The organism is Amycolatopsis sp. NPDC043887 (assembly GCF_056435665.1).
Genome location: NZ_JBWKEB010000002.1, coordinates 110,202 through 136,282 on the forward strand (window position 1 = coordinate 110,202; position 26,081 = coordinate 136,282).

General features: G+C 68.6%; 29 protein-coding genes and 2 pseudogenes. 17 read left to right on the forward strand and 14 right to left on the reverse strand.

The genetic code is table 11. The features are described from left to right. Window positions 1-134 precede the first annotated feature (134 nt). The 5 genes and pseudogenes from AC069H_RS05620 to AC069H_RS05640 all read left to right on the forward strand — a co-directional run bounded on the left by AC069H_RS05620 (window position 135) and on the right by AC069H_RS05640 (window position 2,918). On the forward strand, window positions 135-995 hold the full coding sequence (locus AC069H_RS05620) for a putative RNA methyltransferase (RefSeq protein ID WP_478231477.1): 861 nt from the start codon (window positions 135-137) through the stop codon (window positions 993-995). Next, window positions 995-1,609 carry a (2Fe-2S)-binding protein gene (locus AC069H_RS05625; RefSeq protein WP_478231478.1) on the forward strand — a complete coding sequence of 205 codons (615 nt, stop codon included), beginning with the start codon at window positions 995-997 and terminating at the stop codon, window positions 1,607-1,609. Before AC069H_RS05620 ends, AC069H_RS05625 begins: the two co-directional genes overlap by 1 nt. A 65-nt stretch (window positions 1,610-1,674) precedes the next feature. Further along, window positions 1,675-2,260, forward strand: a pseudogene (locus AC069H_RS05630) (PLP-dependent transferase); the annotation flags it as partial. After that, a pseudogene (locus tag AC069H_RS05635) lies at window positions 2,257-2,707 on the forward strand (CoA-binding protein). The pseudogenes AC069H_RS05630 and AC069H_RS05635, both read left to right, overlap by 4 nt. A 34-nt stretch (window positions 2,708-2,741) precedes the next feature. After that, window positions 2,742-2,918, forward strand: a complete 177-nt coding sequence (locus AC069H_RS05640) for a hypothetical protein (protein WP_340687324.1) — start codon at window positions 2,742-2,744, stop codon at window positions 2,916-2,918. Here AC069H_RS05640 and alc read toward each other — a convergent pair. Both alc and allB read right to left on the reverse strand, forming a co-directional pair. Then, a complete protein-coding gene (gene alc, locus AC069H_RS05645) occupies window positions 2,909-3,925 on the reverse strand; it encodes an allantoicase (protein ID WP_478231479.1) in 1,017 nt (338 codons plus the stop codon). The genes AC069H_RS05640 and alc overlap by 10 nt on opposite strands. A 1-nt stretch (window position 3,926) precedes the next feature. Further along, window positions 3,927-5,255 (reverse strand): allantoinase AllB, encoded by a 1,329-nt coding sequence (gene allB / locus AC069H_RS05650; protein ID WP_478225607.1) that lies wholly within the window; start codon window positions 5,253-5,255, stop codon window positions 3,927-3,929. 105 nt (window positions 5,256-5,360) lie between these two features. On the opposite strand from allB, the gene AC069H_RS05655 reads away from it, so the two are divergent. The 4 genes from AC069H_RS05655 to pucL are packed head-to-tail and all read left to right on the forward strand — an operon-like array spanning window position 5,361 to window position 7,585. Then, window positions 5,361-5,837 (forward strand): helix-turn-helix domain-containing protein, encoded by a 477-nt coding sequence (locus AC069H_RS05655; protein WP_378413866.1) that lies wholly within the window; start codon window positions 5,361-5,363, stop codon window positions 5,835-5,837. A 58-nt stretch (window positions 5,838-5,895) separates the two neighbouring features. Continuing rightward, window positions 5,896-6,387, forward strand: coding sequence for a 2-oxo-4-hydroxy-4-carboxy-5-ureidoimidazoline decarboxylase (gene uraD / locus AC069H_RS05660; RefSeq protein WP_478231480.1), 492 nt, complete (start codon window positions 5,896-5,898; stop codon window positions 6,385-6,387). Beyond that, window positions 6,384-6,701 (forward strand): hydroxyisourate hydrolase, encoded by a 318-nt coding sequence (uraH, locus tag AC069H_RS05665; protein ID WP_478231481.1) that lies wholly within the window; start codon window positions 6,384-6,386, stop codon window positions 6,699-6,701. The genes uraD and uraH overlap by 4 nt, the downstream gene beginning before the upstream one ends. A 5-nt stretch (window positions 6,702-6,706) precedes the next feature. Continuing rightward, the gene (gene pucL / locus AC069H_RS05670; RefSeq protein WP_478231482.1) at window positions 6,707-7,585 is read left to right on the forward strand and encodes a factor-independent urate hydroxylase; all 879 of its coding nucleotides are present in this window, start codon (window positions 6,707-6,709) and stop codon (window positions 7,583-7,585) included. On the opposite strand, the gene AC069H_RS05675 is transcribed toward pucL, so the two are convergent. Then, window positions 7,582-9,087, reverse strand: a complete 1,506-nt coding sequence (locus tag AC069H_RS05675) for an alpha/beta hydrolase (protein ID WP_478231483.1) — start codon at window positions 9,085-9,087, stop codon at window positions 7,582-7,584. The two genes, pucL and AC069H_RS05675, sit on opposite strands and share 4 nt — an antisense overlap. Window positions 9,088-9,245: 158 nt before the next feature. Here AC069H_RS05675 and AC069H_RS05680 point away from each other — a divergent pair, with 158 nt between their 5' ends. Together AC069H_RS05680 and AC069H_RS05685 are read left to right on the forward strand one after the other, a co-directional pair. Then, window positions 9,246-9,821, forward strand: coding sequence for a TetR/AcrR family transcriptional regulator (locus AC069H_RS05680; protein ID WP_478231484.1), 576 nt, complete (start codon window positions 9,246-9,248; stop codon window positions 9,819-9,821). Between the two features lie 102 nt (window positions 9,822-9,923). Continuing rightward, complete coding sequence (locus AC069H_RS05685) at window positions 9,924-10,613, forward strand: hypothetical protein (protein ID WP_478231485.1); 690 nt, start codon at window positions 9,924-9,926, stop codon at window positions 10,611-10,613. Window positions 10,614-10,672: 59 nt separating this feature from the next. On the opposite strand, the gene AC069H_RS05690 is transcribed toward AC069H_RS05685, so the two are convergent. From AC069H_RS05690 to AC069H_RS05720, 7 genes are read right to left on the reverse strand one after another with little or no spacing between them, the layout of a single operon-like run. Continuing rightward, window positions 10,673-11,044: an allophanate hydrolase-related protein gene (locus AC069H_RS05690; RefSeq protein WP_478231486.1), complete on the reverse strand. Its 372-nt coding sequence runs from the start codon at window positions 11,042-11,044 to the stop codon at window positions 10,673-10,675. Continuing rightward, window positions 11,035-12,477 (reverse strand): NCS2 family permease, encoded by a 1,443-nt coding sequence (locus AC069H_RS05695; protein WP_478231487.1) that lies wholly within the window; start codon window positions 12,475-12,477, stop codon window positions 11,035-11,037. The genes AC069H_RS05690 and AC069H_RS05695 overlap by 10 nt, the downstream gene beginning before the upstream one ends. Before the next feature lie 33 nt (window positions 12,478-12,510). Beyond that, on the reverse strand, window positions 12,511-13,005 hold the full coding sequence (locus tag AC069H_RS05700) for a nucleoside deaminase (RefSeq protein ID WP_016336263.1): 495 nt from the start codon (window positions 13,003-13,005) through the stop codon (window positions 12,511-12,513). A gap of 33 nt (window positions 13,006-13,038) precedes the next feature. Continuing rightward, window positions 13,039-15,321 carry a xanthine dehydrogenase subunit D gene (gene pucD / locus AC069H_RS05705; RefSeq protein WP_478231488.1) on the reverse strand — a complete coding sequence of 761 codons (2,283 nt, stop codon included), beginning with the start codon at window positions 15,319-15,321 and terminating at the stop codon, window positions 13,039-13,041. Further along, window positions 15,318-16,667 carry an 8-oxoguanine deaminase gene (locus AC069H_RS05710; protein WP_478231489.1) on the reverse strand — a complete coding sequence of 450 codons (1,350 nt, stop codon included), beginning with the start codon at window positions 16,665-16,667 and terminating at the stop codon, window positions 15,318-15,320. The genes pucD and AC069H_RS05710 overlap by 4 nt, the downstream gene beginning before the upstream one ends. Next, window positions 16,664-17,134: a (2Fe-2S)-binding protein gene (locus AC069H_RS05715; RefSeq protein WP_478231490.1), complete on the reverse strand. Its 471-nt coding sequence runs from the start codon at window positions 17,132-17,134 to the stop codon at window positions 16,664-16,666. The genes AC069H_RS05710 and AC069H_RS05715 overlap by 4 nt, the downstream gene beginning before the upstream one ends. Further along, window positions 17,125-17,994 (reverse strand): FAD binding domain-containing protein, encoded by an 870-nt coding sequence (locus AC069H_RS05720; RefSeq protein WP_478231491.1) that lies wholly within the window; start codon window positions 17,992-17,994, stop codon window positions 17,125-17,127. Before AC069H_RS05720 ends, AC069H_RS05715 begins: the two co-directional genes overlap by 10 nt. Before the next feature lie 136 nt (window positions 17,995-18,130). Here AC069H_RS05720 and AC069H_RS05725 point away from each other — a divergent pair, with 136 nt between their 5' ends. From AC069H_RS05725 to AC069H_RS05735, 3 genes are read left to right on the forward strand one after another with little or no spacing between them, the layout of a single operon-like run. Further along, entirely contained in the window at window positions 18,131-19,552 is a 1,422-nt protein-coding gene (locus AC069H_RS05725) for a PucR family transcriptional regulator (protein WP_478231492.1), read from the forward strand. A gap of 1 nt (window position 19,553) precedes the next feature. After that, window positions 19,554-20,036: a MarR family winged helix-turn-helix transcriptional regulator gene (locus AC069H_RS05730; protein WP_478231493.1), complete on the forward strand. Its 483-nt coding sequence runs from the start codon at window positions 19,554-19,556 to the stop codon at window positions 20,034-20,036. 36 nt (window positions 20,037-20,072) lie between these two features. Beyond that, complete coding sequence (locus tag AC069H_RS05735; RefSeq protein WP_478231494.1) at window positions 20,073-20,687, forward strand: DsbA family protein; 615 nt, start codon at window positions 20,073-20,075, stop codon at window positions 20,685-20,687. 8 nt (window positions 20,688-20,695) lie between these two features. On the opposite strand, the gene AC069H_RS05740 is transcribed toward AC069H_RS05735, so the two are convergent. After that, on the reverse strand, window positions 20,696-21,307 hold the full coding sequence (locus AC069H_RS05740; protein WP_478231495.1) for a hypothetical protein: 612 nt from the start codon (window positions 21,305-21,307) through the stop codon (window positions 20,696-20,698). A 63-nt stretch (window positions 21,308-21,370) separates the two neighbouring features. Here AC069H_RS05740 and AC069H_RS05745 point away from each other — a divergent pair, with 63 nt between their 5' ends. Together AC069H_RS05745 and AC069H_RS05750 are read left to right on the forward strand one after the other, a co-directional pair. Continuing rightward, window positions 21,371-21,856, forward strand: coding sequence for an N-acetyltransferase family protein (locus tag AC069H_RS05745; protein ID WP_478231496.1), 486 nt, complete (start codon window positions 21,371-21,373; stop codon window positions 21,854-21,856). A gap of 239 nt (window positions 21,857-22,095) precedes the next feature. Next, complete coding sequence (locus AC069H_RS05750) at window positions 22,096-23,349, forward strand: HNH endonuclease signature motif containing protein (protein WP_478231497.1); 1,254 nt, start codon at window positions 22,096-22,098, stop codon at window positions 23,347-23,349. Window positions 23,350-23,856: 507 nt separating this feature from the next. Here the strand turns inward: AC069H_RS05750 and AC069H_RS05755 are convergent. Further along, window positions 23,857-24,210 carry a hypothetical protein gene (locus AC069H_RS05755; RefSeq protein ID WP_478231498.1) on the reverse strand — a complete coding sequence of 118 codons (354 nt, stop codon included), beginning with the start codon at window positions 24,208-24,210 and terminating at the stop codon, window positions 23,857-23,859. 135 nt (window positions 24,211-24,345) lie between these two features. Beyond that, entirely contained in the window at window positions 24,346-24,984 is a 639-nt protein-coding gene (locus AC069H_RS05760) for a TetR/AcrR family transcriptional regulator (RefSeq protein WP_478231499.1), read from the reverse strand. A gap of 74 nt (window positions 24,985-25,058) precedes the next feature. Between AC069H_RS05760 and wzt the strand changes: the two genes are divergently transcribed. Then, complete coding sequence (gene wzt / locus AC069H_RS05765) at window positions 25,059-25,793, forward strand: galactan export ABC transporter ATP-binding subunit Wzt/RfbE (protein WP_478225628.1); 735 nt, start codon at window positions 25,059-25,061, stop codon at window positions 25,791-25,793. Between the two features lies 1 nt (window position 25,794). Here the strand turns inward: wzt and AC069H_RS05770 are convergent, their stop codons facing one another. Further along, window positions 25,795-26,040 (reverse strand): hypothetical protein, encoded by a 246-nt coding sequence (locus AC069H_RS05770; RefSeq protein WP_340687303.1) that lies wholly within the window; start codon window positions 26,038-26,040, stop codon window positions 25,795-25,797. Window positions 26,041-26,081 lie beyond the last annotated feature (41 nt).

A 26,081-nucleotide genomic window follows, 5' to 3' on the forward strand; every position in this document is an offset into this window, starting at 1 on the left:
TGGACCGCGGTGTTTCCTCGGGCGGCGATTCAGGTTTCACCCGCGTGAACTGTCGGTGCGGCGTTGTTACGGCCAGGTTTCCGGAGACCTGGTGCGTTCTGTCCGGTTGCGAAACCTCATGGTCGAATAGGTCCATGAACGCACGTGTATCCGGCCATGACCCACTGCCACCGGAGATCGTCCGGTCGCTGCGGTGTTCGGTCTGCGGTGACCCGGTCGGGGTAACCGATCGCACGGTGCGTTGCGGGAGAGGCCACTCGTTCGACGTAGCGAAGCAGGGCTACGTCAATCTTCTGCACGCGCGCATCCCGGCGGGCACGGCGGACACCGCGCCGATGGTCGCGGCCCGCGTCGATCTCCTTTCTTCCGGTGCTTATCTGCCTCTCGCCGACGACCTCGCGAAGGTGGCCGCGGACCACGTCGAGGACGGGATGGTCATCGACGCCGGCGCGGGCACGGGGTACTACCTCGCGCACGTGCTCGACGCCGTCCCCGCCGCGTACGGCCTGGCGCTCGACGTCTCCGCCGTCGCCCTGCGCCGGGCCGCTCGCGCACACGCGCGCGCGGGCGCGGCCGTGTGGAATCTGTGGGAACCCTGGCCGGTGGCCGACTCGAGCGCGTCACTCATCCTCAACGTCTTCGCGCCCCGCAACGCCCCGCAGTTCCACCGCGTCCTGACCGCGGACGGGCTGCTGGTCGTCGCGACACCGAAACCGGGACACCTCCGGGAACTGGGCGACCTGGTGATCTCCGTCGACGGCGGCAAGGACGCGCGGCTGGAGGACACCCTCGGCGAACGCTTCACCCGGGTGGACCGGCACGAGGTCACCCAGCGGGTGACGCTGGGGCCCGCCCTGATCCGCCAGGTGGTCGAAATGGGGCCGAGCGCACACCACCTGCACCGCGACGGCCGCCGTGAACGCCTCGACGCGATCACCGCGCCGGTGGACGTCACCACCTCGTTCAGCGTCACGCTGTACCGGCCGGTGCCCTGATGGAGGCATCCGCGACCCTCCTCGCCGACGCAACCTGGGTCAGCGCCCGCATCGGCGGGGCCGCGAAACTCTACGGCTGCTCGCGACCCGAAGTGCTCGGCACGATCTGGTGGTACTCGCTGTCCTCCGTCCTCGTCGCGCCCTCTGTCGAGTCGCTCGTACGTGGTGAGCCGCTGGACCCGTCACTCGACGCCGTCACGATCGACCTCGTCCCGGACGGCCGTTTCACCGGCGCCCGGTCGGCACGGCTCCTCGACGGTGGGCTGGCCGAACTCGGCGCCGCGTTCGCCGGGACGCTGAGCACGGCGATCGGCACCATTTCGGCCGTCACGGGGGCGAATCCGCGCGCGCTGGGCGCGATCGCGACGGATTCGATCGGCAACCGCCTGCTGTGGACCGGCGACACCGCGCGAGCGATCGAGCTGGCGGCACCGCTCGTGGCCGCGATCGGGCTCGGGATGCCGGAGCCGCGATTCTCCCGGATCGGGCGGAACACCGTGGTGCGCCGTGCTTCCTGTTGCCTGATCTACGAAGCGGGCAACCCGAAGTGCACCAGTTGCCCCCGGCAGACCCCGGAGGAACGGGACCGGCGGCTGCGCGCCGCGCTCGGCTAGTGCGCGATTTCCTTGCGCGACAAGGCGAGTTCGCCTGGCGATCGGTCGGGTTGGTCGTGAGTGGCGATTCGGGTTCCAATACTCCAGCTGTAGTTCGTGATCTGGGTGTCGTCGCTGGTAGTGGCTGGTCTTGGCTCGGTGTTGGTGTCGGGCACGGGACCACGTTGGGCGGCGTGGTCGTCGAGAGCTACGGCGGACTGAAGTACTGGGAGAACTTCGGCGAGTACGCCTTCTGCACCCGGCTCCGCGCCGAGCAGTTGCGCGACATCGGCGCGGTCCTCTCCCCGCATTCGGCCTTCCTCCTGCTGCAGGGGGTCGAGACGCTGCCGCAACGGATGGACGCCCGACCGCGCGAAGAAGTACTTGCCCGCCGGGCCGGGCGCCGTGTTGTCCTTCGGCGTCGACGGCGGGCGCGCGGCCGGGGAGACGTTCGTGAACTCCGTCGAGCTGCTGTCGCATCTGGCGAACGTCGGGGACGCGCGGACCCTGGTCATCCATCCGGCGTCCACCACCCACCAGCAGCTCTCCGAAGACCAGTTGCGCGTGGCGGGGGTGGGAGCGGATCTGATCCGCCTGTCGGTCGGGCTGGAGGACGTCGACGGCATCCTGTGGGATCTCGATCAGGCACTCGGCAAGGCGGTGGCGGGATGACCTACGACGTCGGCGCGGTCGAACGCCGCCGCATCCTTTCGCGGACGAGGTCGGTGATCATCGTCGGCGCCTCGAACAACCCGGCGCGGCCGAGCTACCAGCAAGCACGAAGTCAACTTCGTGAACCCGAGGCTGGACGAGCTCCTCGGGCGCCCGGTGTACCCGTCACTGGCCGAGGTGCCCGGCGAGGTCGACCTGGTCAGCGTCTTCCGCAAACACGACGACCTCCCCGGCGTCGCCGGGGAGGTCGTCGAGGCCGGGGCGCGCACGCTCTGGCTGCAACTGGGCCTGTGGCACGAACCCGTCGCCGACCGCGCGAAGGAAGCGGGCCTGGACGTGGTGATGAACCGCTGCGTCAAGATCGAGCACGCCCGGTTCGCGGGCGGGCTCCACCTCGCCGGATTCGACACCGGTGTGATCAGCTCCCGTCGCCAGTCCGCCCCCTGACCAGCGCGACCGCCGCCCGTGAGAGGGTGGCGGCATGGCCAAACCGACGCCGCTGCAGATCAGGAACATCGTCATGGCGGTGCTGATGGTGGGTGCCCTGGTGTGGAACCTGTCCATCGGCGGCGCTTGGTGGCTCACCGCGATCTTCTCGATCGGCACCGTCCTCTCGTTGTTCTCCGCGTATCTGAACCGGCCCGGCGCTCAGCCCTGAGCGGCCTCGAAACGCGAAGCGAGATCCGCGCGGCCGCGCTCCGAAAGCGCCCCGAAGAGCCGTAGGCGCGCCATCCCGCCGTCGGGATAGATGTCGAGACGGACCTCGGTCACCTCGGGCCCCTCGGCGAGGCCGAAGCGGTGCCGTGTATCGGGCTGCAAGCGGGTCTTCGGCAGCAGTTCGACCCATTCGCCGTCGCCGTCCCGGCCGCTCAGCGACGCCCAGCCCGGCGCGTTGCCCTTGAGGTTGCTGTTGTCCAGTTCGGCGAACCGGACGACGCCCGCGCCGGCGAGGCGCACCGTGACCCAGTCGTTCCCGCCGTCCCGGCGCCGCGCGGTCTCCCAGCCCTCGGCCTGATGCGCGGCGAGCCCTGGCGAGAAGAGGTTGTTGGGCGAGGAATAGAACATGTTGCTGCACCCCGTGACCACCGCGCCGTTCTCCAGCGCGGCGAGATCGAGCGCGCCGAGGTCGAGCAGCCGCGGATCGGGGATCGGTGTGCCGTGCACCCGCAGCCGGGCCACGCCGCCGTCCGGGTGCATGGTCAGCCGGACGTGCGTGTAGCGCTTGCTCCCGCCGACCTCGAAGGAGTTCTCCGTGTGCCCCGCCGCCGCGCCGCGTTTCACCAGCACGTCCCAGTCCGCTTCGGCCACTTCGGCCGCGCTGGGATAGCCGTCGACGGCGCACGCCTCGACCGAGACGAACGGCGGGTAATTGCCCTTGAAGAAGGCGGTGTCCACGATGACACCGGTGATCGCGCCCGCCAGGCCGAGCCGGACGACGGCCTGGTCGTCACCGGGCTCGCGGTGCCGCCGGGTCTCCCAGCCGTCGTAGACCTGGCCCTTGGGGCCGAAGGTCTCCGTCTGATGCGCGGGGACCCAGGGGTTGACCAGGTTCTCCTTCTCGGCGAACAACTCGTCCGTGGCCCACATCACGGTCCCGCCGAACTTGCGCGAGGCCAGATCGGGCAGGGCTGTCCACTCAGGACGGTCGTTCACGGCATCCTCCATCTCAGCAGTCACCCCGGGTCAGCAGAACGCCTGCCGGGTCTTCACCGGTGATCTCCTCGCCCCGCAACCACGTGCTCCGGACGACACCGGCCAGCGGCCGTCCGTGGTAGGCGCTGACCGGGTTGCGGTGCTTCAATTTCGCGACGTCGACGACGAAGGCCTCGTCGGGCGCGAACACGCTGAAGTCGGCGTCGTAACCCGGCGCGAGATGCCCCTTGCGCCGCATCCCCGCCTGCGCGGCCGGATGTTCGGCCATCCAGCGGACGACGTCGGTGAGGGCGAACCCGCGCTGTCGTGCCTGGGTCCAGACAGCGGGCAGGCCGAGTTGCAGGCCGGCGATCCCACCCCACGCGAGCCCGAAATCGCCGCTGTCGAAACGTTTCAGCTCGGGGGTGCACGGCGAATGATCGGTCACCACACAGTCGATGACCCCGTCCGCGAGGCCTTTCCACAGCAGTTCGCGGTTCCCGGCCTCGCGGATCGGCGGGCAGCATTTGAACTGCGTGGCGCCGTCGCCGATCTCCTCGGCGGTGAAGCTCAGGTAGTGCGGGCAGGTCTCGGCGGTCAGCCGGACGCCGTCGCGCCGCGCGCTCTCGACCATCGGCAACGCGTCCGAAGAGGACAGATGCAGGATGTGCGCGCGGACGCCGGTCTTCCTGGCCAGCTCGATGACCTGCGCGATCGCCACGTTCTCCGCGCCGCGCGGCCGCGAGTGCAGGAAGTCTTCGTACTTCTCGCCGTGCGGGTCGGGCGCGTGGTCGATCGCGTCGGAGTCCTCCGCGTGCACGATGATCATGCCGTCGAAGGTCCGCAGTTCGGTCATCGCCTCTTCGAGCCCGCGCGCGTCCAGCGGCGGGAACTCGTCGACACCGGAATGCAGCAGGAACGACTTGAAACCGAACACGCCGGCCTCGTGAAGGCCGCGCAGGTCCGCGAGGTTGCCGGGAATCGCCCCGCCCCAGAAGCCGACGTCGACGTGCACCCGTCCCTCGGCGGTCTCGCGTTTCACCTCCAGCGACGCGACGTCGACCGTCGGCGGGAGGCTGTTCAGCGGCATGTCCACGATCGTGGTGACCCCGCCTGCCGCGGCCGCGCGGGTCGCCGAAGCGAAACCCTCCCACTCCGTGCGACCGGGGTCGTTGACGTGCACGTGCGTGTCCACCAGGCCCGGCAGCAGGACGACGTCCTCACCGAGTTCGAGCAGCCGATCGCCGCCCAGATCGGCTCCGGCGGGCTCCACCGCGACGATGCGGCCGCCGTCGACACCGATGGTCGCGGGTACCTCTCCGGCGGCCGTCACGGCCCGGGCGGCTTTGATCACCAAGTCCATCCACAAGCCTCCAACTTCCACTGAGTGGAATCGAGGTTTCGCACTCCGACATTAACTCCGGCCGCCCTGCTCGTCAACGAGCCCGGACGGCGCTACCTTCGCTTCGTGCAGTTAGAAGCCGAGTTCACCAGCGAACCGTTCCACGGCGAAGGTCCGCCACCCGAACACGCCGTCAAAGCCCGCGACACCGCGGAGGGCGCGGGCCTGTCCGCCGACTTCGGCCCGCTCGGCACCCTCGTCCGCGGCGACGCCGACACTCTCCTCGACGCGCTTCCCGCCATCGCCAGGGCGGCACTGGACGGCGGCGCCACCCGCGTGACCCTCCAGCTCCGCCAGGTCGGCGACGACGCGGGCGAACCCGCCGTCGAACTGCACAGTGCCCTCGCCCGCCTCATCGGCGACGTCGAACGCGAACTCGGCGGCAAACTCGACACCCTCGACCGCGCCGCCAAGCAGCGCGCGGTACGGCTGCTCAAGGAACGCGGCGCGTTCGGCCTCCGCAAGTCGGTGTCGACCGTCGCCGAGGCGCTGGGGGTCACGAGGTTCACGGTCTACAACTACCTCAACCGCGACCAAGACTGAAGAGCTGTTTCAACAAAATGTTGACGACGGCGGAAGCGTCGCCGTACCGTCAGTTCCCGTGCCGCTCACCATCCGAGAGTTCAACGAGGCCCCCGCACAGGACATCCGGCCGGCGCTGACCGCCTGCCTCGACGTCCCGCGCTGGGTGGAGACCCTGCTGGCCAGGCGCCCGTACGCCGATCTCAGCGCACTGCTCGCCGCTTCCGAGGCGCTCACCCCGTTGCGCCCCGAAGAGGTCCGGCGCGCCATGGCCGCCCATCCCCGGATCGGGGAGAAAGCGGACGGGAAGAGCACCGAAGCGAGCTGGTCGCGCTCGGAACAGTCCGGTGTGGACGGTGACGCGGCACGTGAGTTCGCCGCGGCCAACGCCGAGTACGAAGCGACGTTCGGGCACGTCTTCCTGGTCTGCGCGAGCGGCCGGAGCGGCGCCGAACTGCTGGAAAACCTGCGTTCGAGGCTCTCGAACGACCCCGAGAAGGAACTCGAAGTGGCCGGTCAAGAGCTGGCCAGGATCGCCGCGTTGCGGCTGGAGAAGGCGGTGACGGCATGAGCCTCGTGACCACGCACATCCTCGACACCGCCGCGGGACGGCCGGCGGCCGGCGTCGGGGTCAGGCTCGAAACCGGCGCGGGCGAACCCGTCGCCGAAGGCCGGACCGACACCGACGGCCGGATCCGCGGCCTCGGCCCGGACACCTTGGAACCCGGGGTCTACCGGCTGGTCTTCGACACCGGCGCCTACCTCGACCCCGACTCCTTCTTCCCCGAAGTCACCTTGACCTTCCGCATCGCCGACGGGACCGAGCACCACCACGTGCCGTTGCTGCTGAGCCCGTTCGCCTATTCCACCTATCGAGGGAGCTGATCGCCGTGGCCATCACCCTGGGCCCCAACCAGTACGGCAAGGCCGAAGTCCGGCTCGTCACCGTCCAGCGCGAAGGCACCGTCCATCACCTCAAGGACCTCACCGTTTCGACGTCGCTTCGTGGCGACCTCGCGGCGACGCACCTCACCGGTGACAACGCCGACGTCGTCGCGACCGACACCCAGAAGAACACCGTCTACGCCTTCGCCAAGGAAGCCCCGGTCGGCGAGATCGAGGACTTCGCGCTGCGGCTCGGGCGCCATTTCGTCGGCTCGTTCGAGCACATCACCGGCGCCCGGATCCTGATCGACGAACACGGCTGGAACCGCATCTCGGGCCACGACCACGCGTTCTCGCAGGCGGGCAGCGAGAAGCGGACGACCGCCGTGACCGTGCAGGGCGACCAGGCCTGGGTGGTGTCCGGTTTGGACGATCTCGTGGTGCTCAAGTCGACCGGCTCGGAGTTCCACGGCTTCCCTCGCGACAAGTACACGACACTGGCCGAGACGAACGACCGGATCCTCGCGACCGCCGTGACCGCGCGCTGGCGCTACCAGGGCGACGGGATCGACTGGGCCACGAGCCACGCCGAGATCCGGCGGATCCTGCTGGAGACCTTCGCGGACAAGCACAGCCTCTCCCTGCAGCAGACGCTGTACGCCATGGGAGAGGCTGTGCTCAACGAACGCGAAGAGGTCGCCGAAGTCCGGCTCTCACTGCCGAACAAGCACCACTTCCTGGTGGATCTGTCACCGTTCGGACTGAAGAACGACAACGAGGTCTTCTACGCCGCCGACCGTCCGTACGGCCTGATCGAGGGTGTGGTCCTCCGCGACGACGCCGAAGACGCCGGTCTCGCCTGGCACACCCTCGCCGCCTTCTAAGGCACCGGCAGCGGCATACCGGGGACGCTCTGGTCGGCGGGGACGACCCCGTCGACCAGGAAGGCGTTCACGATCTTGTCCACGGCGGGGTTCCCGTCCGCGTAGAGCCCGTGGTCGCCCTCACCGGTCACGGTCAGCATGCGCGAGTTGGCGAACCCCGCGTGCGCCTTCCGGGCGCCCTCGATCGTCGTAGCCGGGTCGTGCTCGGAGTGGACGATCAGCACCGGCGGGACCCCTTTGCCGTCCAGCTTCGGCAGCGGGCGCGGTTCCTTGTCCCAGAACAGGCAGACCGAGGCGTTCAACGTGCCGCCGCCCGCCAGGAGCAGACCGCGGTCGAGGTTCCGCTGTGAAGCGCGGATCAGCGACTCGCGGGTGCCGGTGAAGCGCCCTTCGCCGCAGACGGTGTTCCAGAAGGTGGCGTCCGCCGCGTCGGAGTGGTCACCCGCGGCCTCGACGGCGGCCTTGGCCTCGGGCTTGGCCTGCTGGTTCTCCATCGCGTCCCGGACCTTGACCAGCAGATCGGCCAGCGCCGGGAAGGTCGCCTTCTTGTAGAGCATGTAGATGATCGCGGTGTCGAGTTCCATCGGCCCGGTCCCGTCCATCGGGTTGCGGGACAAGGCGTAGCGGGCCCGCTCGTAGGTCTGCCGGACCTCCTCACCGCTGGTGCCGAAGTGGTACTTGGCGTCGTACCGCGCCATCCACGGCAAAAAGTCCTGCCTCCAGCGCCGTTCGAAACCGACCGGCTGCCGGTCGAACGTCTTCTGCCAGTCGGTGGTGAACTCCGTCGAGGAGTCCAGCACGAACCGCCCGGTCCGCTGCGGGAACTGCTGGGCGTAGTGCGCTCCCAGCCAGGTGCCGCCCGAGTACCCCACCCAGTTGATCTTCTCCCGGCCGAGGAGGGCCCGGAGCAGGTCGAAGTCCCTGATCGTCTGGTAGGTGGTGATCAGCGGCCCGAGTTCGCCGCCGGCGCTCTGGCAGGACTTGGCCGCGTACTCGGCGTTCGCCAGGATCTGGTCCAGATTGCGCGGATCCCGGTCGCGCGGATCCAGCTTCCGGATGCCGTCGACCGCTCCCCGGCAGGTGACGTTGGTGCTCTTGCCGGTCCCGCGCACGTCGATACCGATGATGTCCTGGTGCTCGCGCAGTTTCTCCTGCCCGCGGAACATCGTCGGCTGCCAGCGGCCGGCACCGCCCGGCCCGCCCGGGTTGGTGAGCAGCGACGCCGTCGACGGCCCGGTGGACTTCAGCCTGCTGATCGCGATGGTCAGATCCTGCCGCTCCCCCGCCCGATCCCAGTCACGGGGAGTACGGAACGTCGCGCATTCGAGCCCGCTGATGTCGGTGCCCGGCGGCAACGAGATCAGGTCGGATTCGGCGCAGGGATGCCACGCCAGCTTCTGCTCGGCGTAGTGGGCCGGGACGCCCGCCGAAGCCGGTGTGGCTCCGGCGAGGAGCCCGCCCACGATCACCGGGAGCATCCCGGCTGCCAAGAGCCGCTTCATGTATTTCCCCCTTCTTCCTTGGATTCCCAACGGCTCACGACGCTAGGGCCGGGCACACCACGCGGACATCGACCGCAGGTAGCGCCGGAGGGTGAACCAAGGTTCAAGGGGCGGCTAGATCCACGGACGCGTTTGATAGAACGCTCTATCATGGAAGAGTGACTGGAACGCGGGAACGCATCGTGAACGCCGGCGCCGAGCTGCTCCGGCGCAACGGGTACACCGGCACCGGGGTGAAGCAGATCGTCGAGGCGGCGAACGCGCCGTTCGGCTCGCTGTACCACTTCTTCCCCGGCGGCAAGGAACAGCTCGGCGAGGAGGTCATCCGCACCTCGGGGATGATGTACCTCGCGTTGTTCGAGATCTTCTTCGCCGACGAGCCGGACCTGCTCCACGGTATCGAGGCGTGCTTCGCCAGCGCCGCCGAGACGCTGAAGGCGACCGACTACGCCGACGCGTGCCCCATCGCCACGGTCGCGCTGGAGGTCGCCAGCACCAACGAGAAGCTGCGGATCGCGACCGCCGACGTGTTCACGGCGTGGATCGAGACCGGCTCCGAGAAGCTGGGCAAGTACGGCCTCGCCCCCGAAGCCGCGCGGCGCCTCACGATCGCTTTGGTGAACAGTCTCGAAGGAGCGTTCGTGTTGAGCCGTTCGCTGCGTAACACCGAAGCACTCGAGGTCGCGGGGGCCTCGTCGGTGGCTTTCGCGCGCACATTGCTCCCTGCTGCGTGAAGCACCGACGGCAGGCTTCTGAACACCGGGATTTCTCCGCAACGGACAACGGCTTCCGGCCGACCTAGCGGTCGCCAACACCGAAATCCGTTTGGGGAGCCCATGATCATCAGGAAGCTCGTGATCGGCACCATCGCCGCGGCCGCACTGCTCACCGCGGGCGCGGTACCAGCGACCGCCGCCGAGGTCCAGCCGTCCACCCTCACCACGACCACCAGCAGCACCCGGATCGACGCCGGGCAGAGCGTCACGATCTCCGGGAAGCTCGCCAAGGCCGACGCCACGCCGATCGCGGGCGCCGAGGTGGGTATCTCGTTCTGCTTCAACGGCTTCTGCGGTGAGGCCCAGGCCAAGCCGGTCACCGACGCCGCCGGCGCGTACAGCGCGACACTGACCCCGATCCGCACCGGCCACTACCGCGCCGACTTCTTCTCGGCCGACCCGTCGATCGCGAACTCGGGCGCCGACACCGCGAAGATCGTCGTGCTCCACCCGGCGGAGATCACGTCGTTCGCGGCGGGCCGGAACGCGGCCAAGGCCGTGACCGCCACCGGGACGATCGAGTTCCCCGGCCGGTACACCGCGAACCCGATCCCGGTCGAGCTCCAGTACTTCTCGTTCAGCACCTACCGCTGGACCACGGCGGCGACGGTCACCGCGACCTGGAACGGCACCACCTGGGCCTTCGCGGCTTCGGCCGAACACCGCAAGCCCGGCGCCTGGCGGGCCTTCTACGCGGGCGCGCCCGAGATGTTCCACGCGGCGGCGAGCGACCTCGTCTTCGTGCTCTGACGTTCCGTGAAGGCCTCCTTCCCTACTCTCAGGGTAGGGAAGGAGGCCTTCACGGACCGCTAGCGGGACGCGAGGTACGCCCGCCAGTCGCCTATCGAGGAGATGTCCGTCAGCTCCGGGGAGTCCACATAGGACGAACGCAGGACGGTGGCGAGGCAGGCCGCGCCGTCCTCGAGTTCGATGACGCCCAGCTCCAGTTCCGGCGGTTCGGCGGGGACGAGGTGGTCCCGCAGCACCGTGAGCGGCAGGTCGTAGACCTCGCCCACGACGGACGCGGAGCCGCCTTCGCGCATCGCCGGGAACCGGTCGCCCACGGAGAAGTAGTGGTACTTGGGCGCGGATCGGGCCACGCAGCACAAGGGCGCGCCCTGCAACTGTTCGTGCAGCGGTCCGCCGCGCATCCCGCCGCCGTTGAGGAACATCAGAACCACGACATGATCCCTTCGATCCCGAAGTACACCCCGAACACCGCGGCCAGGATCCCGAGGATCCAGCCGATCTCGCGGATCTTGCCCTTGCAGATCTTGATCAGCACGTAGGCGACCAGCCCGGCGCCGATCCCGTTGGTGATCGAGTAGGTGAACGGGATCAGCGCGATGGTCAGGAATACCGGGATCGCGAAATCCAGGTCCTGCCAAGGGATCCGGCGGCACTGCGCCATCATCATCCCGCCGATGACCACCAGCGCGGGCGCCGCGGCCTGCGCCGGGACGACGGCCGCGATCGGCGTCAGGAACAGGGTGGCGGTGAACAACCCGCCGGTGACGATGCTCGCCAGCCCCGTCCGCGCGCCCTCACCGACGCCGGCGGCCGATTCGAGGAACACGGTGTTCGGCGCCGACCCGGTGACGCCGCCCGCCAGCGCGCCCGCGCCGTCGACCAGCAGGATGCGACCCATCCCCTCGACCTTGCCGTTCTTGACCAGCCCCGCCTCCTCCGAGACGGACGTGATCGTGCCCATCGCGTCGAAGAACCCGGACAGCACCAGCGTGAACAGGAACACCGCGGCCGTCACCGCGCCCGCCGACCCGAATCCACCGAAGAGGTCGATGTCGCCCAGCAGGCTGAAATCGGGATGCGCCACGACCTGGTCGGGCACCTTGGGTTCCACCAGGCCCCAGCCCTCGACGTGGAACACGCTGTTGACCAGCACCGCGAGCCCGGTCGCGACCGCGATGCTGATCAGCACCGCACCCGGCACCCCGCGGCTCACGAGCACGATCATCAGCAACAGCCCGAGGCAGAAGATCGCGATCGGCCAGCCTTCGAGATGACCGGCGATCCCCATCCGCACCGGCACCGTCGACTGGGCGGAGTCCGGTGTCCTGGTCACGAATCCGGCGCTGACCAGGCCGACCAGCGCGATGTAGAGCCCGATGCCGACGGTGATCGCGACCTTGAGCGCCATCGGGATCGCGTTGATGATCCGCTCGCGGATGCCGGAAACGGCCATCAACACGATGCAGAAACCTTCGAGGACGACGAGCCCGAAGGCCTGCGCCCACGTCATGGCCGGAGCCATCTGGAAGGCGACGACACCGTTGACGCCGAGACCGGCCGCGAGCGCCAGCGGCGCGTTGCCGACCAGTCCCATCAGGATCGTGGTGACCCCCGCCGCGAGCGCGGTCGCGGTGGTGATCGCCTCGGTGCTCAGCCGGGCTCCGGTGATGTCGGCCGACGCCCCGAGGATGAGCGGGTTGAGCAGCACGATGTAACACATCGCGACGAACGTGGTGATCCCGCCGCGCACCTCGCGGCCGATCGTGCTGCCGCGGTGGGAGATCTTGAACCAGCGGTCGAGCCCGGACAGCCGCCCCGGCTCGGGCGAGGGCAGGTGGGGACGCTCGGTACCTAATTGGGTCATGCCTACTCCACAACGTTGTGGGGCGGGAAGAGATCAGTAAGCCTTCTTGTCGGGTTTCGACAGCCAGGCCTGGAAAGGCGCGAAAGAGTCCGGAAGGGACAGTTGGCCGACGGGTAGTGACCAGGTCTCGCGCGGGCGGGAAAAGAGGTCGTAGAACTCGCGGTCGTCGAAGCCCGCCTCGGCCGCGTCGTGGCGGTCCGCGGCGTAAACGACCTTGCCGACACGCGCCCAGAGCGCTGCGGAAAGGCAGAGCGGGCAAGGCTCGCAGGAGGTCACGAGGACGCAGCCGTCGAGTTTGTAGTCGCCGATCGCCTGGCAGGCCGCACGGATCGCGACCACCTCGGCGTGCGCCGTCGGGTCCAGCGTCGGGGTCACCTGGTTGGTCCCGGTGGCCAGCACCGAACCGTCGCGGACGATCATCGCGCCGAACGGGCCGCCGCCGTTTTCGACGTTCGCGGTGGCCAGCTGGACGGCTTCGGCGAGCCATTTCTGCTCGTCGGACTCCGAAATGGACAGACGGGTACCCACGGATGTGCTCCTAGCTCGAAAAAGTACGGATTCTCAGGTGCCGGTGAGGTGTTCGGGACGCACCGGGACACGGGACAGCGCGAGCCCGGTGGCCGCGCGGATGGCCGCGACGATCGCCGGGGTGGACGAGATCGTCGGCGGCTCCCCGACCCCTCGCAGACCATACGGGGCGTTGGGATCGGGCCGTTCCAGGACGTCGATGTCCATCGGCGGCATGTCCAGTACCGTCGGGATCAGGTAGTCGGTGAACGACGGGTTGCGGATCTTCCCGCCGTCGGTCTGGATCTCCTCCATCACCGCGAGCCCGAGCCCCTGCGCGGAACCGCCCTGGATCTGGCCGAGTACCGCCTGCGGGTTCAGCGCCTTGCCGACGTCCTGCGCGCAGTCGAGCGCGACGACCTTGATCAGACCGAGTTCGGTGTCGACGTCCACGACCGCGCGGTGTGCCGCGAAACCGTACTGGACGTGCGCGTTCCCTTGCCCCGTCTCGGGATCGATGGGCACCGTCGGACGGTGCCGCCATTCGACGGTCTCGTCGAAGACCTCGTCGCCGAGGACGTCGGCGAGGTCCGCGAGCACACTGCCGTCGGCCGAGACGACCTTGTTCGCGACGACGTTCAGCTTCCCGTCCGCGGCGAGTTTGCCCGCCAGGTGCTTGTGCAGCCCGGAACGCACCACGACGCACGCGGCCTGCACGGCGCCGCCGGTGACGTAACTCTGCCGGGAGGCCGACGTCGAACCGCCGTTGCCGATATTGGTGTCCATCGGCAGGATCGTCACCTGCTCGATGCCGAGTTCGGTCCGCACGATCTGCTGCATGATCGTGACCAGCCCCTGGCCGACCTCGCAGGCGGCGGTGTGCACGGTCGCCGCGGGTTCGCCGCCGACGAGTTGCAGCCGCACGCGGGCCGTCGAGTAGTCGTCGAAACCCTCGGAGAAGCAGATGTTCTTGATGCCGACCGCGTACCCGACACCGCGGACGACGCCCTCACCATGCGTGGTGTTGGAGACGCCGCCGGGCATGCGGCGCAGGTCGAGTTCCTCGTGCGTGACCGGCAACGGCTTGGCGCGCAGGCGTTCCAGCAGTTCGGCGACCGGGGCGGCCGAGTCGACGATCTGCCCGGTGGGCATGACACTGCCTTCGGCCATCGCGTTGCGGATCCGGATGTCCACCGGGTCGATGCCGCACGCCTCGGCGAGCTTGTCCATTTGGGACTCGTACGCGAAGCCCGCCTGCACCGCGCCGAAACCACGCATCGCACCGCAGGGCGGGTTGTTGGTGTACACACCCCAGCAATCGACCGAAGCACTGTCCACATTGTACGGACCCACGCCGAGCGTGGCCGCGTTCGCCACCACCGCGCCGGTGGACGACGCGTACGCGCCACCGTCCAGGTACAGCTTCGCCTTCACGTAGACGAGCCGGCCGTCCTTGTCCGCGCCATGCTCGTAGTACATCTTCGCCGGGTGGCGGTGCACGTGACCGTAGAAGGATTCCTCGCGGTTGTAGACCATCTTGACCGGCTTGCCGGTGTGCAGCGCCAGCAAACACGCGTGGACCTGGATCGAGAGGTCCTCGCGGCCGCCGAACGCGCCGCCGACGCCACCCAGCGTCAGCCGCACCTTCTCCTTGGGCAGCCCCAGCGCGGCCACGATCTGCTGCTGGTCGACGTGAAGCCACTGCGTGGCCACGTAAAGGTCGACACCGCCTTCGGTGTCCGGGATCGCCATACCCGACTCCGGCCCGAGGAAGGCCTGGTCCTGCATGCCGACCTCGTAGACGCCGGACACCACGACGTCGGCCTTCACCGACTGGTCGCCGTGCCGGATCTTCGCGTACCGCACGACGTTCCCGCCGGGGTGCAGCTCGGCTCCCTCGCCGGCGGCGGCCTTCTCGGAATCCGTCACCGGTTCGAGGACCTCGTAGGAGACCTTGATCCGCTTCATCGCGCGGCGCGCGGTCTCGGGGTGGTCCGCGGCGACGAGCGCGACGGGCTCGCCCTGGTAGCGCACGACGTCGACGGCGAGCACCGGCTGATCCGCGTGCTCCAGACCGTACTTGTTCACCCCCGGCACGTCTTCGTGGGTCAGCACCGCGTACACCCCTTGCACCGCAAGGGCTTCGGTGATGTCGATACCGGTGATCCGCGCGTAGGGATGCGGGCTGCGCAACGTCGCGCCCCACAGCATGTCCTCGTGCCACAGATCCGAGGAGTAGGCGAATTCGCCGCGGACCTTGACCGTGCCGTCGGGCCGCTGCGGGCTCGTCCCCACCCCGTTCCCGGTGGTCTGCTTGGAGACTTCAGTGGTGGTCATACCGTCTCCCTCAGCCGCGCACTGGCCACGGCCAGCTCACGGGCGATCTCGTCTTCGGATTCCTCGCGCAGCGTTCCACCGTCGACGACGGTCGCGCCGCCGACGTACAGCCGCTCGACCGGCGGGGTCGTGCCGAGCACCAAGGCGGCGACCGGGTCGGGGATCCCGGCGTAGTTCAGGCCGTTCAGGTTCCAGACCGCGAGGTCGGCGAGCTTGCCCACCTCGATCGAACCCAGGTCCTTCTGACGGCCGAGGCAGCGCGCGCCGCCCATCGTGCCCATCCACAGCGCCTCGCGTGTGGTCAGCGCACGGGGTCCGCCGCGCTGTCGGGCCTGGAGCAACGACTGGTGCAGTTCCTCGCCGAGGCCACCGGATTCGTTGGACGCGGCGCCGTCGGCGCCGAGCCCGACCGGCACCCCGGCGTCGAGCAGCTGCCGGACCGGAGCGATCCCTGCGCCGATGCGCCCGTTCGACGTCGGGCAGTGCGCCGCGCCGGTACCCGTGGCACCCATCCGCCGGATCGCCTCCGGGGCGAGATGGATCGAGTGCGCGAGCCAGACGTCGTCGGCGAGCCAGCCGAGTTCGTCGGCGTACTCGGCCGGGGTGCAGCCGACTTCGGCGAGGCACTGCTTCTCCTCGTCGATCGTCTCGGCGAGGTGCGTGTGGAGCCGGATCCCCTTGCGGCGCGCCAATTCCGCCGCGCCGGTCATCAACCGCTCGCTCACCGAGAACGGCGAGCACGGACCGGCCGCGATCTGCAGATGCGCGCCGGCGGACGCGTCGTGGAACCGGTCGATCGCGGCCTCGGTGCCCAGCAGCGCGGCCTCGGTCTCCTCGACGAGGTTGTCCGGCGGCAGCCCGCCCTGTGACTCGCCCCGGTCCATCGAGCCGCGTACGACGTGCAGCCGCACACCGACGCGGATCCGGGCGGCGGCCAGGGCTTCGACCTGGTCGCCGCCGTCACGCGGGAAGACGTAGTGGTGGTCGGCGACCGTGGTGCAGCCGGTGGTCGCTAGCCGGGTGAGCCCGGCCGTGGCCGCCGCGTGCGTGATCTCGGCGTCGAGCCTGCCCCAGATCGGGTACAGCGCGACCAGCCATTCGAAAAGCGTGTGGTCGGCGGCGAGGCCGCGCGTGGCCCACTGGTAGAGGTGGTGGTGGGTGTTGATCAGACCGGGCGTGACCAGGCAGCCGGAGCCGTCGACGCGGTCGTCGTACTCGCCGTCGGGCGCCTTCCCCGCGCCGACCGCCGCGACGCGGTCGTTCTCGATGACGACGTGGCCCGAAGCGTGTTCGGTGCCCGCCCCGTCGACGGTGGCGATCGCGGCGTTCTCGATGACGGTCTTCACGTGGTCTCTCCCCTGGTCGCGGCCAGCCGGACGGCGTCGAGGATCTTCTCGTATCCGGTACACCGGCAGAGGTTCCCCGCCAAAGCCTCCCGAATCTCCTCGTCGGCGGGGTTTTCGACGCGGTTGAGCAGGTCGTGCGCCGCGACCACGAGACCGGGGGTGCAGAAGCCACATTGGACGGCACCTGCGTCCACAAAGGACCGCTGGACGCGATCCAGCTTGTCGCCCTCGGCGAGTCCTTCGACCGTGCGGACCTCGCGGCCTTCGACCTGGCCGGCCGCGACCAGGCACGAACACACCGGGACGTCGTCGAGGTACACCGTGCAGGAGCCGCATTCGCCCTGTTCACAGGCGTTTTTGGAGCCTGGGAGGCCGAGCCGCTCGCGGAGGACGTAAAGCAGGCTTTCACCCTCCCAGACGTCGTCGGCCTGGCGGGACTCGCCGTTGACCGTCACGTTCACGCGCACTCGCGTTCACCCTTCTGGAAGTCGTTCCACGCCCAGGTCAGCGTTCGCCGCGCCAGGACGGACAGCGCGTGCCTGCGGTAGTCGGCGCTGCCGCGGACGTCGTCGATCGGCGACGCCGCCTCCGACACCAGCTCGCCGAACCGGCGTTTGACGGAATCCGTGATCGAAGCCTTGGTGGACCAGGGAAGCTCGTCGCCGAGGAACTCTTCGGCGGCGGTCGCGCGGCGCGGGGTCGGCGCCGCCGAACCGACGGCCGCGCGGATCTCGCGAGTGTCCAGGTGCAGCGCCAGCGCGAACGAGCAGACCGCGATGACCATCGCGTTGCGCGTCCCGACCTTGGCGAACTGCTGCGGGCCGACCTCGGCCGGCAGGTGCACCGCGGTGATCAGCTCGTCGGGTTCGAGGGCGTTGCGTTTGACGCCGAGGTAGAACTCCTCGGCCGGGATCAACCGGGTGCCGCGGACGGACGCGGCTTCCACCTCGGCGCCGAGCACGAGCAGGACGGGATGCGTGTCCCCGGCGGGTGAGGCTGCGCCGAGGTTGCCGCCGACGGTGCCCCGGTTGCGGATCTGCGGCGACCCGACGGTGCGCGAGGCCATGGCCAGCGCGGGCAGAACTTCACCCAGCTCAGCGATCACCCGGACGTAGGGCACCGAGGCGCCGAGCCGGATCCTGCCGTCGGTCTCGGTCCATTCGGCGAGTTCGGTGACCCGGTTGAGATCGAGCAGCGCACCGGGGCGGCGGTGGTCGAAGTTGAGCTCCACCATGACGTCCGTGCCGCCCGCGATGGGCACCGCGTCGGGCCGCTCGGCCTTGACGGCGAGCGCCTCGGTCAGCGAGCTGGGGCGCAGGAAATCCACTCTCGGGCTCCTCGGTTCGGCGGTGATGTGTGACGGCTGACTCAGTAGACGCCCTGTGCCCGTATGGCGGCAACGGTGCCGAAGCATGAAATCTCCCCTGCACGACCGGGTCGTTTTGTGCTTTCCTACAAACCTGATGACGACCGTGAAAACTCTGCTCGCGCTGCCCGGGCTGCGCTTGCGCGTACGTGCCGGGGCGGCTTTGCTCGACCGTCCGGTGTCCCGGATCTACGTCACGGAACTGTCCGATCCCGGGCGGTACGTGTCTGCGGGCGAACTCGTCCTGAGCGGGTTGCTGTGGTGGCGCGGGCCGGGTGATTCGGAGGCGTTCGTCGCGGCGCTCGCGAAGGCCGGGGCGGCGGCTCTGGCGGCGTCCGGAGCCGACTCCGACGGGATTCCCGAAGACCTCGTCGAAGCCTGTACGCGACATGGGATCCCGTTGCTCGAGGTGCCGGCGGACCTGTCGTTCTCGGTCGTCACCGAACGCGTCGTCCTGGCGCTGGCCGCGGCCGCGGAAGGCGCTCGCAAACGTTTGCTTTCAGCGGCCACGGAAGACTCGTCGGTCGAGGCCCTCCTGGAGCGAGCGCGCGGCGAGATCGGCCTGCCCTGCTCGGTGGTGCCCGTCGGCACGCCGTCGGATCTCGTGCGCCGGTTCGTCGCCGCGGGCGGGCGTTCCCTGGAAGCCGACGACGTCTCGGTCCGGCCGGTCGGCGGCAGGCACGCGCTGCCGTGGCTGCTCGTGATCGGCGGCAGGCTGACCGCCGCGCAGGCGGAGATCGCCGAAGAACTCGCCGGTCTGATCGGACTCGCGCGCACGCGGGCGGACGAGGTCCGCGCCGTCACCGACAGGGTGCTCGAACCGTTGCTCGCCGCGCTCGACGAGGGAAGCGATCCGCACGCGGCGCTGACCGCGACCGGGCTGCGCGGCGATCTCCGGGTCGTCGTCGCGCGCACCGAGGGCTCCGAAGCGGCGCGCGGCATCTTGACCGAACTCATGCCGCCGGGCGCGCTCGTCGGCCCCGTCGGCGAAACCACCTGGGCGCTGGCCGAGGACGACCGCGAATGGCCGGAGGACTGGCCCGCCACGGTGACCGACACACTGACCGGAGTGGAATCCTTGTTGCCGTGCCGCCGGGTGCTGATCGGCGTCAGCGATCGCTCCCCGGTCTCCGTGCTTCGGGGCGCCAAAGAGGTCGCGCGCTACGCGCTGGCCGTGGCGGAGGAACGGCCCGGCACGATCGAGGTCGTCCCCGGCGGCGAGATCGGCATGCACCGGCTACTGCTGGCGGGCGCACCCGACGACCTGCGAGCCGCGTTGCGACGGCGGGTGCTGGGCCCGCTGCTGAGCTACGACGCCGAACAGGGCACCGATCTGGTGCACACCCTGCGCGTCTACCTCGAATGTTCCGGCTCGCCGACGCGGGCCGCACGGGCGCTGCACGTCCACGTCAACACCTTGCGCTACCGGATCGGGCGCGCGAGCGAACTGCTCGGCACCGACCTGACCGAGTTCACCGAACAGCTCGACGTCTATTTGGCCTTGTCGGCAGGGAGCTGAAATGGGCATCACCACGGCGAAAGAAGCCGCCTACGACCCGCGCGTGGTCGCTTTCGGCCGGATGATGGGCGCCGCGAACCGGCTCGAATACCTGCTCGGCCGCGCGCTGGAGGCCGAATGCGGGATCTCGCACCTGATGTTCGAGGTCCTGCTCATCGTCGGCAGGTCGGGTGAAGCCGGGATGAGCATGCGCGCGATCGCGCAGGAGCAGGTGCTGACCACCGGCGGCGCGACCAGGCTGGTCGACCGGATGACCACCCTCGGCCTTGTCGTCCGTTCCAGCGCCCCCGACGACCGCCGCGTGCAACTCGTCAGGCTGACCGCGCAAGGCGAGGAGACGACCGTGCGGGCCGCGCGGGTGCACGTCGAGAACATCCAGCGGCTCTTCCTCGACCCGCTGCCCGCCGACCACCGTGAGCGGTTCGCGCAGGACCTCCGGACGCTGAGCCACTCGGCCCGTGACGCACTCCCCAAACTCCGGTAGGAATATCTGACCAGTCAGACATCGTTGAGTCCCGTCATGAAGCTCATCTATGTCTTCGACGCGTACTGCGGCTGGTCGTACGGGTTCGCCCGCACCATGGCCGACGTCGCGCACCGGCATCCGGACCTGCCGGTCGAAGTGGTGTCCGGCGGCCTGTTCCTCGGCGGGCGCCGGGTCCCGATCCGGCAGTTCGGCTACGTCCAGGGAGCCAACGCCGAGATCACCCGCCGGACCGGCGCGCCGTTCGGGGAGAGCTACGAACGGCTCATCGCGGACGGGGAGTTCGTCATGGACTCCGAAGCCGCCGCCTGCGGGATGGCGGCGTTGCGCGAGGTCGGGCCGGACCGCGCGGTACGGCTCGCGGCACTGCTGCAGGAGGCTTTCTACCTCGACGGGCTAAGCCTGTCCGAGGTCTCGACCTATCGTGTGGTCGCGCAGCGGGCAGGCCTGGACGGGGACGCCGTCGAGGCCGCGCTGGACCGGGTTTCCGCCGCGGACGACTTCCGGCGAGCACGGGAATTGGGTGTCACCGGATACCCGACCCTGCTCGCCGCCTTTCCCGCGGACGACGGGGAACGGGTCGTCACGCTGGTCTCCGGGAACGCGAGCGCGGACGAGGTGGAGCGGCGGATCGGCGCGCTGGTTTCCTGAACTGCGTTCTATCCGGCGCGAGGATCGCCCGGATCGATTATTTCCGCGCCGATGATCGTGCCGATCTGGCCGGCCGCCCGCACGACCTCGGCGGGCGGGTTCGCCGCCCGCTCCGCCAGTTCGTCCTGCCGACCCGGCTCGCCCCGGTCTTCGCCGGGCGCCACCAGTCGCGGATCGAACTCCTGGCGCAACTGAACGCCAGTGTCCCGCAGTTGCCCCCGAAGCTGCTCCAGGCGCACCTCTCCCTCCTCGATCTCCAGCCGATGACGCTGCCAGGTCATCACCATCTCCAGCAGCCGGTGCAACCCATACAGGGCTGCCGCGCCATAGGCGACCGGCGCCGAACGCTCGGCGAGCCCCGACAACACGCTCACCCAAGGACTGGCCATGGTGGTCCGAACGATTCCAGGAGACCTCGGCAGAACCCGCGCCGAGGAATCGAGCCATCGCGACTCGACGGGCGGGAGCAAACTGGCGTGGCCCGCCAGGATCAGCAGCGCGGTGACGTTCCGCTGATAGTCCTCCAGCGTAGGCACCGGGCCGAGGTCCACTTCGAGGAAGAGCAGTGGACCCGCCGCCGCGTCGGGGTCCAAGGGGTCGAGGCCACGGGTGGTTCCCATAAGCCGATACTGCCCGATTCCGGGCGCACCACAAAGTCGGCTCTCGCCACTTAAGCTGGCGTCATGCCTACCTCCACAATGGTCCGGGCGGCGACGTCCGCGGACGCAGATGCCATCGCGAAAATCTGGTACCACGGCTGGCAGGACGGCCATCTCGGCAACGTGCCCGACTCGCTCGTCCGTATCCGCACCCGCGAGTCGTTCTGGGAGCGAGCCGCGGAGCGCGTCGGCGACACGACAGTCGCCGTACTGGACGGCGAGGTGGCGGGTTTCGTGATGGTCGTCGGCGATGAGGTCGAACAGGTCTACGTTTCTTCGGATCATCGCGGAAGCGGCGTGGCCGGCGTGCTGCTCTCGGAGGCCGAACGGCTGGTGAGCGCAGGCGGGCATGCACGCGCTTGGCTCGCCGTTGCGCCGGGGAACGCGCGGGCGCGGCGGTTTTACGAGCGGTGCGGGTGGGTTGACGATGGCGAGTTCGATAATCGGGTCACCGGTCCGGAGGGGATGGTTTCGGTGCCTTGCCGACGTTATGCGAAGACGATTGCTTGAACCTTCGCAATTAGGCGACTAATTGCGGTGGATTCGGGCGCCTTGCACCCTTACGTAATCGACCTGACGGGCACCGCAGGCGCGTTGACGCTGGGAAGCCCGGGAATTGAGCCTCCGGTTTCCTTGCCTCAGCGTGTTCAGACCACAACGAGCGGATCACCCTTCAGTGGCAAATGCACTCGTTCACGGTGACTTAAAATTACAAACACGTGTTCGATTGTTTGCGGTATTCTTGAGGGGTGCCCGAGACCTTTCTTCCCGAGTTGCCGCAGGAACTGTGGCGCGCTGGCAAGCTGGAGCTTGCCCATGGCGTGCAGCGGTCTCTGCGGATGATTCGGATGGCTGCCGCCGGATTGGGGCGGTATTTGGCGGAGATCGAGTCTCGGGGCGTCAAGGACTTGTACGGGTATGGCCGCACGGCCAACTGGTTCGCCGATATCGCGGGGTTGTCGGTCGGTGAAGCCCGTTCGGTGGTGAACCGGGCCATCGCGCTGAATCCCACGCGTGCGTTGGACGGCACCGAGGTTCCTGCCGTGGCACCGGCTACTGCCGTTGTCGCCGCCGAAGGCTTGGTCGGGGACGAGCGGATCGATCAGATCCTGGAGTTCTTGAAGAAACTCCCCGCCGACACCTCCGCAGAGGATCGGGCGAGTGCGGAGAAGATTCTCGCCACTCTTGCCCGGGACGCGGGTCCTCGCCAGTTGGCGGAAGCTGAAGTAAATCTGCTCGGCTTGCTGGATCCGGACGGGAATGAGCCGAAGGATCCGGAACCGAAGGAGCCGCGCCGGGAAATCACCCTGGAGCGCCGGAAAGACGGGTTCTGGAAGCTGACTGGTCTGCTCGATGACGAGACCGGTGCCCGCACCGCGGCCGCGTTGGAGGCGTATGCCCAGCCGCGGCCGGTGGACGAGTTCGGGCAGGCGGATCCGCGGATGAAATGCGAGCGCCTGGGTGATGCCTGGGCCGACATCCTCGACCTGGCGATCGCGTGTCCCGATCAGCCCGGCACCAGCGGCTACCGCACCCTCGTGAACGTCACCATCGGCCTTGACGAGTTGAAGTCGGGACTCGGGACCGCGTGCCTGGATTTCGTGGGGACGATGACCGCCCGCGAAGCCCGGCTGGCTGCCTGCGACTGTCTGATGTTGCCCGTGGTGATGAGCGCCGCCGGAGAACCCCTCGATGTGGGACGGCTACGACGCTTCGTCACGCCAGGCCAACGACGTGCGTTGAACATCCGCGACCGGGGCTGCGCCTTCCCCGGCTGCCACCGGAAACCCAAGCACTGCCACGCTCATCACATTCATCACTGGGTAGACGGTGGCCCGACGGATCTTCGGAATCTGGTGCTGCTGTGCGGGTTCCACCACCGGCTGATCCACCACGGCGACTGGGAAGTCCGCATGGCGGCCGACGGGTTACCGGAATTCATCCCACCCCAATACCGAGATCCGCTCCGAAAACCTCGGCGTAACACCCTGCATCACCGCTGAACCCCGAGGAGCCCGCCAGCCACACCGGCGACGGGCCCTCGGCATGCCCACTGGAACCACAGGACCGAGCTAGGCCTTGTGGCTCAATGTGTTTCGGCGACTCGTGGGCGATTCCCGGTGATGTCGCGGGATGCGATCCCGGAAATCGGGCCGTTGCTCCCGTCAACGAAGGGCCGTAGGTCGATCGGCGAGCAGCGGTTGAGGCGACGACATGGCGGGACCTGCCGGAGTGATTCGGGAACTGCAACAAACTTCAAGCGATAGGCACAGGGAGCGCGGCGCGCAAAGGATGCAGTCCCTCGCCGAGGGTTCGGCCGGTCCCGTGGTGATCTGACATCCAAGACCCACCTGACCTGTGCTGAGCGTGGCCGCACGGTGGCGTTCGCCCGACTCCCGGGCAGGCGGCGTTTCCCGGAACTCAAGCAGTGGCGCGGAATCGCGAAGAAGTCTGACAAGCCGGCCGCGACACTCCACTGGCTCGCCAGGAATCCGGGAACAACGAATCGCTCAAGGTGATTCCTGGCTCCACCGGACCAGATACCCAGGCCCGTCGAGACGGTGACGATGCTCATCGAAGGAGGCCCAGTACGCGGTCCTCTTCTGGCGTGTCCGCGGAACTCGGCGCAGCGGCGCCAAAACCTCCTCGAGTTCGCCGTAGCGAACATTCTTCGGTGGACTACCAGGATGGGATCCGACCTGGCCGTTACCCAGCCACTCCGCGAAGATCGGATAATGCTCGATCTCCGCCTCGAGCGCGGAGCGGGTGATAGGCCAGATCAGGAACTCGCCCGAATCGGCTTCATCCTCGCCCGCGAAGTACGCGCTCTGAAAGTAACAGGGCACACCATCCACGTCGGCCACGCCTGACACTGGAACGTACACGCGTTCAAAACCTGAGCCGTCAGGACCTGCCGCCGATGAGCCACATCATCCACTGGAACCCACAGCCCGGACTTGTAGCCGGCGGCGGCCCCCGCGCGCGATCTCCCCAACCGCTCACTGAGCGGGATCTCGAGGAGCCGAACCCAGATAGGCCAAGGACATTTCGGTCATCTCACTCGCCCAAGCGTCCCAGCCGAGGCCGTCGGACCAGAACCGGCCGCTGGCGGCCCGGTGCACACAGGATCCGATGATGGTCCGGCTCGTCATCCGGATCGCCCGCTCCTCGTCCGCCCGGCGGATCTCGCCGAAGCAAGGCCGGGCAGCCTTCACGAAATCGCGCTGAATCGTGTCCAGCGCCCGGAGGCCGCGGTCGCGCCCTTCGGCGCGCTGACTGTCGAGCAGTTCGGAGAAGATCCGGTCGTGACGGGCGAAGGTCAACGCCAAAGCCTGGGTGAAGGCGCCGACGACCGCGCTCAATCCTGGCTCAGCGGAACGAAGCGCTTCGTTGACGCCGACCTCCAACTGTCCTAGCAGCTGGTCTTTCACGGCGTACAGCAGCTGGTTCTTGCCGTCGAACCGGCGATAGATCGCGCCCACCGACATGCCCGCCTGCTCGGCGACCGCGGCGACGGTGAACTCCTCGAAGCCCTGGCCTGCCAGAACGTGCTCGGCCGCGGCCAGCACCTTCTGCAACGACTCCCGGCTGCGGGCCTGCTGCGGCGGCCGGAAGCCCTGCTCGACGGATCGACTCACCGGCCGCACGATACCGCACCCAGATGCGAATGATAACTTCCGTTCGCATATTACGGAGCGCGAAGGGCGGCATCATGGTGAGCATCGAGGTGCAGGGCGCCTACGTCGATTTCCCGATCTTCGACGCCAAAACCCGGTCATTGAAGAAACAGGTACTCGGCAAGGTCGGCGGCAAGATCGGCACCGACGCGAAGGTCCCGGTCATCGAGGCGTTGCGGGACATCTCCCTCTCCCTGAGCGAGGGCGATCGCGTCGGCCTGGTCGGGCACAACGGCGCCGGGAAGTCCACGCTCCTGCGGTTACTGTCCGGCATCTACGAGCCGACCAGAGGCAGCGCACGGGTGGTCGGCCGGATCGCGCCGGTGTTCGACCTCGGCGTGGGGCTGGATCCCGAGGTCTCCGGCCACGAGAACATCCTGATCCGAGGCCTGTTCCTCGGCATGAGCCGCAAGCAGCTGACGAAACGGGTCGACGACATCGCGGAGTTCACCGAACTGGGCGACTACCTGCACCTGCCCTTGCGCACCTACTCCGCGGGCATGCGGGTGCGGCTCGCGCTCGGCGTGGTCACCACCATCGACCCGGAGATCCTCATCCTCGACGAGGGGCTCGGCGCGATCGACGCCGCGTTCCTCATCAAGGCCCGCGAACGCCTGGTCGACCTCGCCCGCCGCTCCGGAGTACTGGTGTTCGCCTCCCACTCCGACGAACTACTGCGCGAACTGTGCACCACCGCCCTTTGGATGGACGAAGGACGGATCCGGGCGCGCGGCTCACTCGACGAGGTACTCGCGACCTATCACGGCTGATTCAGAGAAAGATCTTGACCAGCTGGTCCTGGCCGTCCGGGTCTCGCAGCACGACCTGCTTGCCCGCGCGGAGTTCCGCGTCGACGAACTCGTAGACCAGCAGCGCGCGGTTGACCAGGTCGACCTTCTTCAACCCGGTGCGCTCCTGCAGTTTGCCCAGCGCGTCGACCGCCTCGGCGATCAGCGCGACATTGACGCGATCGACCACCGCGGGGCGGCCGGTCGCGGTCTCCTCGACCGATGGCATACCCGCTCCCTTCCCCTGCGGCGAAGAGCCGCCTGTCCATG